This is a genomic window from Mucilaginibacter sp. (assembly GCF_036568825.1).
Classification (GTDB): domain Bacteria; phylum Bacteroidota; class Bacteroidia; order Sphingobacteriales; family Sphingobacteriaceae; genus Mucilaginibacter.
In genome coordinates, this window is the sequence record NZ_DATCRU010000070.1 from 1 (window position 1) to 10,992 (window position 10,992).

General features: G+C 46.9%; 10 protein-coding genes and 2 pseudogenes. All 12 read right to left on the minus strand.

The genetic code is table 11. The features are described 5' to 3' along the window. Positions 1–219: 219 nt before the first annotated feature. Complete coding sequence (locus VIM89_RS15895; RefSeq protein WP_488157158.1) at positions 220–591, minus strand: hypothetical protein; 372 nt, start codon at positions 589–591, stop codon at positions 220–222. Beyond that, a pseudogene (locus tag VIM89_RS15900) lies at positions 588–1,178 on the minus strand (TraG family conjugative transposon ATPase); the annotation flags it as partial. The gene VIM89_RS15895 and the pseudogene VIM89_RS15900, both read right to left, overlap by 4 nt. Before the next feature lie 115 nt (positions 1,179–1,293). Beyond that, positions 1,294–3,102 carry a reverse transcriptase domain-containing protein gene (locus VIM89_RS15905; RefSeq protein ID WP_488157159.1) on the minus strand — a complete coding sequence of 603 codons (1,809 nt, stop codon included), beginning with the start codon at positions 3,100–3,102 and terminating at the stop codon, positions 1,294–1,296. A gap of 573 nt (positions 3,103–3,675) precedes the next feature. Then, positions 3,676–5,556 (minus strand): annotated as a pseudogene (locus VIM89_RS15910) (TraG family conjugative transposon ATPase); the annotation flags it as partial. Continuing rightward, positions 5,546–5,875, minus strand: a complete 330-nt coding sequence (locus VIM89_RS15915) for a DUF4133 domain-containing protein (RefSeq protein WP_488157160.1) — start codon at positions 5,873–5,875, stop codon at positions 5,546–5,548. The pseudogene VIM89_RS15910 and the gene VIM89_RS15915, both read right to left, overlap by 11 nt. Beyond that, positions 5,872–6,150: a DUF4134 domain-containing protein gene (locus VIM89_RS15920; protein ID WP_488157167.1), complete on the minus strand. Its 279-nt coding sequence runs from the start codon at positions 6,148–6,150 to the stop codon at positions 5,872–5,874. The genes VIM89_RS15915 and VIM89_RS15920 overlap by 4 nt, the downstream gene beginning before the upstream one ends. 110 nt (positions 6,151–6,260) lie before the next feature. Continuing rightward, entirely contained in the window at positions 6,261–6,791 is a 531-nt protein-coding gene (locus VIM89_RS15925) for a hypothetical protein (protein WP_488157161.1), read from the minus strand. A 119-nt stretch (positions 6,792–6,910) separates the two neighbouring features. Then, on the minus strand, positions 6,911–7,765 hold the full coding sequence (locus tag VIM89_RS15930; protein ID WP_488157162.1) for an RteC domain-containing protein: 855 nt from the start codon (positions 7,763–7,765) through the stop codon (positions 6,911–6,913). A 135-nt stretch (positions 7,766–7,900) separates the two neighbouring features. Continuing rightward, complete coding sequence (locus VIM89_RS15935) at positions 7,901–8,239, minus strand: response regulator transcription factor (RefSeq protein WP_488157163.1); 339 nt, start codon at positions 8,237–8,239, stop codon at positions 7,901–7,903. 296 nt (positions 8,240–8,535) lie between these two features. Next, positions 8,536–9,177, minus strand: coding sequence for a TetR/AcrR family transcriptional regulator (locus VIM89_RS15940; RefSeq protein WP_488157164.1), 642 nt, complete (start codon positions 9,175–9,177; stop codon positions 8,536–8,538). After that, positions 9,155–10,426 (minus strand): aminotransferase class I/II-fold pyridoxal phosphate-dependent enzyme, encoded by a 1,272-nt coding sequence (locus VIM89_RS15945; RefSeq protein WP_488157165.1) that lies wholly within the window; start codon positions 10,424–10,426, stop codon positions 9,155–9,157. Before VIM89_RS15945 ends, VIM89_RS15940 begins: the two co-directional genes overlap by 23 nt. Positions 10,427–10,524: 98 nt before the next feature. Continuing rightward, positions 10,525–10,992 (minus strand): RteC domain-containing protein (locus VIM89_RS15950; protein WP_488157166.1); only part of this gene is annotated, 468 nt, incomplete at its 5' end.

Consider the following 10,992-nt stretch of genomic DNA (forward strand, 5'->3'; position numbering starts at 1 on the left):
GTCGATGGCCTTGATCACACGGCCAACGGTTTCATTCAGCACCGAGCCGACAATGAATTGCGCATCTGCCCCTTTGGGAATGGCCACGAAGATCGTCACCGACGATAGGGGCAGAATGACCATATACTTTTTCATAATTCGTTTTAAAATTGACACAATAACCTCCTTTAGCACTGCTAAAAGGCAGTACTTTCCTGGTTTTGTAAGTGAATAATTCGGTTAGTTGAGTTTGCGGTAAACCGCCCGCTTCAAGTACAATTCCCCTTTGTCCGGGTCGAAGCGGAAAACCCGCCCGGTGGTGGTTTCATTTAGCACCCTGTTCTGCGGGTCATAAATCCCGTCGAATTTTCCGCGCTCGAATTTTTTAGGCAAGAGCTTACCTTCGCGGATCGCCTGGTAACCCGTATTCCGCGTCACCAGGTAATGGCCCGCACCCGTATGGGTAAACGTCAGCGTATCATTGGCAACGGACAGATCGCTCCGACTTTGGTTGACATAGACGCCATCGATGAATTGCTGCACTTTGGCGGTTTTGCTTTGGCAGGCGGCAAGAACGGTCGCCAGCGCTGCCATCAGAATCAGATTTCTCATTTCGGCTTTTGTTTATTTGTTAGTTCCTCCGCCAGCATCGCGATACCTTTTTGGATGCTGCCATATTTCCTGGCGTATTGCTGTACTTTGACCTTTTCACTTTCTTCGGTGGTATAGGCCAAATATTCCAATAAACTGACCTCGGTGCGGTATACTTTGGAATACTGGCCGCCTAATGAAATAAATACCTCTTTGTATTTGCGTTTCGGGTCGTTGGCCCGGTTCATGGAAAGTACCTGCGCTTTTTCCTTGTCCGTCAGGCCCAACAATTCCTGTATCGCATCGAACTTGTTCTGGTATTTGCTTTGGTCAAGAAGTATTTTGCAGTCGCTGTTATTGATAATGGCCTGCTTAACGATAGGCGAAGAAATGATGTCTTCCACTTCCTGCGTCACCACGATAGCTTCGCCAAAAAACTTACGGACGGTCTTAAAAAGGTACCTTAAATATTCCGCCATGCCTTCTTTAGCAATTGCCTTCCAGCATTCCTCGATTAAAATGAGCTTCCTGACGCCCTTTAGCTTGCGCATCTTGGAGATGAACATTTCCATCAGAATGAGCGTCACCACCGGGAACAAGATCGGATGATGTAGGCTAAGCACCCGGCGCCTTGCTATATTGCTATAGTAGGTTTCCATGCACTCGCCCCCGAACCGTACGTACACGTTCCCGCGTATACGGCTCTCCACTAATATTCGCAGTTTAGTCGCCATTGTGTATCCTCCTGTGACATTTATGGCATACCGCCATTGTTTTCCTTTTCCTCGTCATCATGTGGACTTCCCAAGGGCTTTTGCCCTTTGCGATGTCTTTCAGTTTCCTGACATGGTGCATTTCGAGTTCATTGGTTTCCCCACACATTTCGCAAGTCAATGCTTTTAACCTGTCTATCAGGCTTGTCCGCATCCTCGCTTGAAAGTAGTCGGGGATTTTGTCAAAGAAGGCTTCTTTGGCCTCGATTTTCCGCCCAAAGCCATCATTGTAGAAAGTTCGATAGCGTTGTTCACGTTTGCTATTGGTGTAGGTCACGGTGAACACCTTGTCTTTCAGGTATTTTCTACAGATGTTGGGTACAGTTGTACGATACTTATTTGCAAAGGTCTTGTACATACTGTATTTCATGATGTAGCTGAACGTGTTAACGATTCCGCTGTTCAATGCAATAGAATAGTAATTGTAGAAGCCGATAACTTCGGAATTGTACTTGCTTAATATCTCCAAGTCGTCATTGAATACCAGACCTGTTCGGCATTTGGCTTTCCATTGTTCGTTACCGTTATGAAGCCTAATATCCAAAGCTTCATATTGCAGTAACTTATTTTTAATGGTATCCTTTGGTATTTTAAGAACGATTTTCTTGTGATAGGTACGTGTCATTCTTCCGTTAGCAGTCCTTTTCGTCAGATCAGACTTGCGTACAGTGATGTCAAATGATAAGAACTTGGCAGGCTTATCTGTGTGGGTTATCAGCGTTTTTTCTTCAGAAAGCACAAGCTTTAGTTTATCATTCAGGAAGTTGGTTATGTCCTGTTTGATGCGCCTGCAATCTTCCAAACTGCCGATTACTCCCAACAGAAAGTCATCTGCATATCTCACATATTTGAGTTTCCTGTAGTTAGGGTCCATCTCATCGCAACTGGCTATCGCTGCTCTTTTCCTATCTATCATTTTGAGCCTTAGACCGATTAGTTTTCTATCGGCTACATCATCTTCGGCTCTGAGCATACTCATAGCAATTCTCTTTTCGTATTCACAATCGATGCGTTCCTGATTAGGTCTACGTTTCTTGCCCTTATCAAAGTCTTGGATATATTCCTTAACATATTTGTCCAGCTTATCTAAGTAGATGTTGGCCAGTATGGGGCTGATAATGCCGCCTTGTGGCGTTCCGCTGTACGTTCTGTGAAATACCCAATCTTCGACATACCCTGCATTGAGGAACTTTCTCATGAGCCTGATAAAGCGTTCATCGGAGATGCGTTCTTGCAGGATATTCAGCAGTACATCATGGTTGATGTTGTCGAAAAAACCTTTGATATCGCCCTCGATGAACCATTTGGCTCCATTGAAAGTCTTGCTGACATGCAGTAGTGCGGTGTGGCAGCTTCTGTGAGGCCTGAAACCGTGGGAGGTTTGCTCAAAGCTTCCCTCGTAAATCGCTTCCAGTATCATCCTGATTACCTCCTGCACTAACTTGTCATCAAAAGAAGGTATCCCTAAAGGACGTCTTTTACCGTTTTTCTTCGGTATATAAGTCCTTCTTGATGGATGGGGTTGGTAGCTTTCATCCTTGATAGCACCGATTAGTTTTTCAATTCGGGATAGGCTCATCTCGTCAATAGTCTGGCCGTCTGACCCTTTGGTCATGTTGCCTGGCTTTGCATAAATGTTCTGATAAGCTGTGTAATACATCTCCTCGTTGAATAAAATACGATAGAGCCTTTCAAACCTATAGCTTGAAAGTTTGCTATGCTCTGTCAAACTGTTTAATACCTTTTGCGGATTTCTCATAATGTCTCACACATTTTCCTTTATTAGCATTAAAAATATTAGCTGCTTCCCTTCGCCATGTACAAGGCTTTCCCTTGCTCGGACTACTACGGAAGCTCCGTTACCATATCAGATATTCAAGCGACAATTCGCTATAGCCGCGCCAGCGGCATTCTGACTTAGGTAATCCACGTTTAGCAGCATAGTAACTATGGCTCTACAGATTGTCGGATATGACTTCCACCCTTTATTGCATATTGCAATTGCGCTGTGATTTGTTCTTTGCTTTCCCTCCTCAAAGACCGAAAGGAAAGTATCACAGTATGACGAGTTTAGTTGTCTTACGTCACAGATACAGCATGGAGCCACTCGGGTTATCATTCAATCAGTATGGATTTTATCCTCATATCTGTTACTCATCCTACTATTCAGTCGCAACCGGACAACTGGTTGACTCATAGACTTGTGTCGGCATGCTACACTCCCCGATATTTGGTTTCCCTCACGGATAAGCCGATGGATGATAGGCCTCTTGAACACTGGCCTAATACCCTGCCATGGGTATATTTACTATGCTGCCACTACGTGCGCACCCTTCACGGCATCAATCTCAAACACAATAAAGCGTTCATGCAGCAAGTCAAGATTTTCAGTTGCATTGAGCAGGTAATCGAATTCGCCGCCCCGGTAATACGGATTGAGCACGTATAGAAAGTTCGACACGTCAAAATCGCGCTCCTTTACCTTGCCGTCTTCCAGTACCTGCAAATACACTTCCATCAGGTATTCATAAAAAGTATTGAAGCAGGGAAAGATATCCGGGTGTTGTACTAAATGTTCAAAGTAGCCGGTCAGCGCATTGGATAAGGCCACATACTCACTGCGTTTGAAATGCTCGTCATCTTTTTTCCATAGTGCAATAAGCAGTGTTTTAATGCTTTCCTTTTTCTCGGTATCCAATATGTCGCCGCCGGTCAGGTAAAATGGGTTAAAGCTGATCGGGGCTGTTTCCGAATAAGTAAAGTAATAACCACCCACGAGGTCGCATAAACCTTTATAGCTATGGCCTACATCCACCAATACGACATGGGCGCCTTGTTCATAATAAGAACGCACCAAATGATTGGTGAAGAAAGATTTGCCGCTGCCGCTAGGCCCTAAGATGAACTTGTTGCGGTTGGTCGTAAAACCCAACCTCATCGGCTCATCAGAGATGTCCACATGCACCGGCCTGCCGGTCAAGCGGTCGCCCAGGCGGATGCCGAATGGGGAAATGCTGTCGCAGTAATTACTTTCGAGGTTAAAAAAACAGGCGGCCTGTTCGATAAAGGTATCTAAGGTATCATTCATAGGAAAATCGGCCTCATTGCCAGGCATCCCCGCAAACCAGATCTGCGCGGCCCCGTCCGTTTCCAGTTTGCAGGCCGCGTCCAGCTGCGCCATTGCCGAACCCACCAGGTTCTTCAGGTCACGTTTTTTTTCCTGATCATCCGACCAGGCCAGTACATTGAAATGCGCCTTAACCGGCAACCGCTGTTCACCGATCGCTTCGTTCAGGAAATCATTCACCGCATCGCGGCTGATCGCATTTTCCCGGCTGTAACCCGATAAGGATTGCAAACGCAGCTTTTTAGCTTCCAGCCGTTTGATCGTTTGCTGACCATCCTCAATAAATATGTATTGGTTTAAAATATGATTACAGGGCAACAGGCTGCCCAAAGGCGAGGCGAAGCCGATTGAAAACTTGGTCCGGTCGGTGGAATATTTATCATAATTGATACGGGAACCGCAAAGCGGCGGCAGGTCTTCTGCATCGGCTAATGTGTAGAGTTCGCAATGGTTCCGGCCGATCCTGAGTTCATCTTTGATATGGATATCCTGTAATAAAGGTTGCTCATCCACGCCGCGCAGCATCAGATAACGTTCAATGATCCCGACAGACTTTTCCGTTCCGGCCAGTTCGTCATCGGCTAAACGAACCAACTTCACATAGCCACTATCGGCCAGCACCCGTTCAAACTGACCTGCGCTGTCCAGGAAATCTTTGAACAAGACCGGGTTTATCATTTGCTGCGGTACGATACTTTTGCGCAGGATATTGCTGTAAGCGGATGAGGACAGTTTGCGGTCTTTCGGTTTTTGCGTGAGGAAGATGTAACAGCCATGTTCCAGGCATTCGCGTTCGTTAAAAAAGCGTTCGCTGGCCCTGGAAAGAAAGTCTTTACGGGCTTTTTCAAAATTTGCTTTAAAGCCGCTTTCGATAAACCAATCCTGTTTATGAAAAACGGAACCGACCGGCAGCAACCGGATGGCTTTTACCCAGGCCTGGTGATAGGCTTCGTAGTCCCGGTCGGACAGCGTGAATATCTCCGGCAGGGTAACCGCAAAGCCAATCGTAATATCACCATGCGCGGATAGAATGGCATCCTGTTCTACTTTTGTCAAAGGCAATATGTTCTCAAGATTAAATTCCATGTGCAGAAGTTTTTAGATGGATAAATTGCTTGCGCGAACGACATCGAATAGCTTCAGGCAACTGCTTTTTGGCGAAATGCTTGGAGAGGCCGTGCTCACCAAAGCGATGACTGAGGCGGAATACGCCAAAGAATAAGGCTGTGCCCATTCCCAGCACCAGCGGCAGGGTTACCCAAAGTGACAAACCACAGATATACAGTATCGCAAAGCCGATCAGCAAAACCACTAAACCAATCGCCAAATAAGCAATGTACTGCGCCTTCAGCCCGCGAAAAACAATCGGTTTGGAAACCCCTTTATTGATTTGGTAGATGCTCATAACCCGAAAAAGCTTTTTAAAACCGTGGCCACCACCACCAAAAAAATACAAGAGCCGAACCAGGCCGCAGCGACTTTATTGGTATCCGGTTCGCCGTGGTTCCATTTGTTGAACACACGCACCGCACCGATAATGCCCACCACTGCGCCGATGGCATACATCAGGTTACAACCGCTGTCGAAATAGCTTTTGACCTGGGTGGTGGCGCTGTTGATGCCATTATTACCGTCCTGCGCGAAGCAGTCATTGATGACCAGCAGCCCGGCGGTAAGCATCAGCGCTTTGGTCAGCGCGATGCGTTTCTTTTCAGCCGGAACGGCCCGGTAAGTATTGAATTGTGTTTTGATATATTGAAAGATCGTTTTCATAAATTAAGGGAAAGAGTTTATCGCCACAGGTTAGTTAATTCTTCATCCGAGATGGGGAACAGCACATTTTCACGGATATATTCGTTCAGCGCCCGTTCATCCGGCGTTCCGCGGATCGCGCCATATTTGACCTTGACCAGACCGAACAGCGCGATAAAATCCGCTTTGCTGCCCTGCTCTTTTTCCAGGATATGGAAGATGCTTTTCAGTTCCTCGATCACATCCGGCACCAGTCCTTGCTGCCGCTGGCGGCGTTCATCCAACTCTTCAAGAGTTGGTGCAAAGCCGAACATCGACATACTTACTTTGGACATACCTTCCGGCAGCACCGGTTTGCCCATTAGTTCATCGGTTTGTTCCAGTTCATCCGCCAGTTCCTCGTCCCATTCATGGCCCAGCGGTTCGACCGGCTTATGCGCCTTATTCCGATCAAAAAATGCTTTGAGCTTTTCCCGGTAAAGCAGGGGGATGACTACCACATACCAGATGCTGCTCAGGATCAGGGCAGCCACCAAAAATTGCTGCCAGGTGAAATGATTGAATAACATGTTCTTTTGCTTTTATCCGCCGCTCCATTGCGACGGGATTAACGAAAGCAAAATTTCAAAGACGATATCCCGGGAACGACCACGTGTACGAAATCGCCGCAAAAGCCCGCTTTACGCTATCAAAAACCCGCTTTATTTTTCCGGCGCTGTTCCCGCTGCCAGTCATCTTCCTCATCCATCTTGTTCACCAGTTCATCCCGTATCCGGTCGATAAAGTGCGTACGGCTTAACTTCTTTCTTTTCTTCAGCCCATCAAAGCCTTTCTTTGGAATGCCCAGCTCAACACCGAAAAAGTCACCCATTCCCTTGAACCATTCGAGCAAGCCTACCTCGCCATCATTTACCTGGCCAGTGAGGTGGATACCATGCAGCACCTCGATCAGGTTCAGCGCTTCGCCTGTCCAACGGAACGGCTTCCCGCCACTTTCCATTTCCTGCATTATATGTGCAAAGAGCATTTCGTAGGCTATAAAGCGGGCGAACAAGTAGCCCGTTTCGGTCGTATGCACCACCTCGAAATCAGAAAGTACCGGCAGTAAAACGCTTTGGCGATTGCCGCTTTCGGTAAAAAACAACCCGTCCAAGTCATCGGCTTTCAGCTTGAAATAGCTATACAGGAATTCGTAGCGGCGGATGTAGCCAAAGAGTAGTTTTAATTGTTCACCATAGTAGGCACGGATACTTTCACCGCCCAACGCAGGCAAGTTCTTTTTCAGCAGGTGTAACTCCACCCGGAAAATATGTAAGGCGCGCAAGCGGGGATACAAACTTTTGTGGTATTCTATTTCTTCGGCTGCATCGATAAAGCCGTTTTGTGTTATAAACCCATGTACCTTTGCCTGGCACGCCCGGATCAGCGCCATCTCTTCCCGCAAGCGCTCCAGTGGCGTCCAGTCTTTGCCGTTGTTAAAGGTCTTTAACATTTTGTCCAGGCCGGCCAATTCTTCTTCAAAAAAAATTCGGATTGTTTTCATAAATCGCTGTATTTAGTAAATGCGTATTTATTTCACCATAGGCAATAATTTTAACCAAAGGTGAAGGTCGGGCGACCCTGAAAACAATAGGGAAATTGCCTATAAAAAAGGAGTTAGGGATATTCCTGATTGGAGTTAGCTGTAGAAGCGATTGATCAACTCTACTTTGTTCCTGACATTGGTTTTAAAGTAGATACTGCGCAGGTGGGCGTCTACCGTTTTTTCAGAAATGAAGAGAATTTCCGCTGCTGAGCGGTAGGTATGGCCGGCCAATATCAGCCGTAAAACGTCCACTTCGCGAGTAGATAACCGGTAGGTCTTGCAATTCCGCTCGAAGATTTCTTCGCGGGTCGCATCCGCAATTGCTTTGCGCAACCGGGCCTGGCGCCGGTGTTTTTTAAAAAGGTACACGTTCAGGATCAACAAGCCCACCGCAATAACTGTCAATCCCACTATGATCCATAGTAGTGACATACGTTTCTCCAATAAATATATGATATAATAAAAACTGCTGAAAAGCAAAAGTGCGGGTTTCCTTGGTCACGCTCTTGCAGGTACCGCTAAGTAACCTTTGACAACGCAACACAAGTACGCCCGCACTTCTGCGGGCATTGCACTTGCCTTTGGTTGTCCTTTTAAAATTAGCGGTTTTGCAAGAACCAAAAGATCGTGAATGCTATAATAAGCTGATATGTCTAATTGACTTTACTGTTTCTTATTTCAAATTTTAGTGCCATAAAGGTAAAAATTTAAGGTTAAACTTAACTGGCTTATGCCGCCTTTTCCGCCGCCTCAAAAGCCCAGTCGATAATCTGGCCAATGGTTTTCCAAAGCGTTTCACTTTCTTCGGGCACATTGATATCGACGCTGCAAACACTGCTGCCATTGGTGGTGGCGTGTAACACCACATAATAAATACCGCCTAACAGCAAGCAGATCACTGAGCGGAAACTCACGCCCGAATCCTTAAAGAACTGGTCCGTCGGCCTGAGTAGCTTTTCGCCTTCCGCTTCCCTGGAATCGGAAATGCTGCGTAACAAAGGCAAATCCTCATTGATCTGCCACTGGATGATCTTTTGCATCTCCTTATGATCCTTAAAGAACCGGTAATTCTCGCGCATCAGTTCGATAAACAAGCATTTGACTTCCAACCGACTTGGTTGATCCGTTAATTTGAACCGTTCAAAGAACGGAGGCCAGTAATCCTTTTCCATAATAAAAGCTTTTTTCAAATTCTGAATATTACCGAAATAGTAACGGATCAGGTTCTTATCACGATCCAGGTGCCGCGCGATATTGTTGACCCGAAGGCCGGTAAATCCTTGCTTCTCCAGTATCTCGCCAATCGCGTCGATCAACTGCCGCTTCATGCGGTCAGGGTCGCGTATCTTATGTTGCTTCTTTCTCGTCATAGGCAGGTTCCTTTCTCTTATTTAATTTCAATTTCTTGCCGATCCATTCCCAGGCATTCAGCACCTGGTCGAGATCAGTTTGCGTATGCGTCGCCATCAGGCTTTGCCGCACCCGCGCGTCCTTTTTCGATACTGCCGGGTAACCAATCTGGTTGGCATATACACCCGCCTGCAACAGCAGTTTGGTCGCTTCCGCCGCCAGGAGCGGATCACCCGTCTTTACCGGGATGATTGCCGAAACCGTATTCCCCACATCCAAACCCAAGTCTTCCAAACCCTTTTTGAAATAGGATACGTTTTCCCATAGTAACTTCATCCATTGTGGCTCGCTATCCACCAGGTCAATTGCCACCGGGATACAAGCACAGGACGGCGGCAGTGTCGCCGAAAAGATGTGCTGGCGCGAATGAAATTTCAGGTACTCCACCAATTCTGGTTTGGCTACCACATAGCCGCCCACATGCGCAAACGTCTTGCTAAACGTACCGGTGATAATATCCACCTTCTGCAACAGGTCATATAGCTCCAGCACACCGCGTCCACGTACACCGATCACACCTGTACCATGCGCATCATCTACGACGATCATTGCGCCATATTGCTTACAAAGGGCAACAATCTGATCTAAGGGCGCTAAATCACCATCTTGTGAATAGACGCCATCGACTACTATCATACGGGTGCGGTACTTCCCTGAAGTAATCTTTAGTACATGCTCCAGTGCTGAAAGATCGTTGTGCGGGAAGGTTTTAACATTCGTCGTCAAGCCACCCTCAAACACCGAAGCATGTACACTGCTATCAAAAATCGCCAGGTCTTCCTTTTTCAACAGGCATTGCAGCATTGCCGAGTTCGCCGTATAACCGGTCGTATAAACAATCGCGCTTAGCCAGCCGAAAAACGATGCGATAGATATTTCGATCTCCCGGTGAAAACGATAATGCCCGCCAATTGCCGGGGATGCGCCCGCACCCGTCCCATACTTTTCAATTGCGGCTATGGCCGCCGCTTTTACTTTAGGGTGCTGTGTAAATCCCAAGTAATCGTTGGATACCACACTCACAAAATCCTTATGCTTAATGCCCGGCAGCCGTAATTCCATACGCGGCCCACATCCCGTAACCGCTTCCTGCCGGTAATTCCAATGTCCCCGGGAACGCCAGTCGGCTACATAAGCCGCCCATTCCGCGGCCCTTTCATAAGGCCCATTTCCCGGAATGTTTTCAAAATCCTTAAAAGTTCTGTGCATTAAATTGTCCATAATAGATGAATTGGTTTAGGTCGAAATTAGCGGACAAAAACGCCCCTGGTGGGGAATTAAGGGCACGCCCAAAAAATTTTTTGTTTTTATTGCCGCGCATATCCCTGCCGGAAACTTTGCGGGATATAAGCATCCGACTGGTCGATGCGGTGCAGGATTGCCGTACGCATCTGTTCCATAAAACGAGTATGGCTGACCACCTTACGCCGCCTTATATCAATAAAGATCCGGTTCACCCGGCCCAAATTGATCTGGAACAATTGTTCCATGCAGTTCACCACCTCGGTCAGGCTTACATCGCCATTATTGATCTGCTTGGTTTCATATAAACCGTAAACCAGTTCTACCAGGTTGCAGATATCGCCCGTCCAATGCAATTGTTTGCTGCGAAGCCCCTGCGGATGTGCCCTCTCAATTTCCCACAGCAAGCCAATCTGTTCCAATAAGTAATGCTGTAACTTATCATATGCGATAAACTTCGCAAACAGTTCTGTCCGCTCTTTTACCGGCAGCATGCTATGGTTCTCCGTAGGGCCGATCCAGCGGTCCAGACA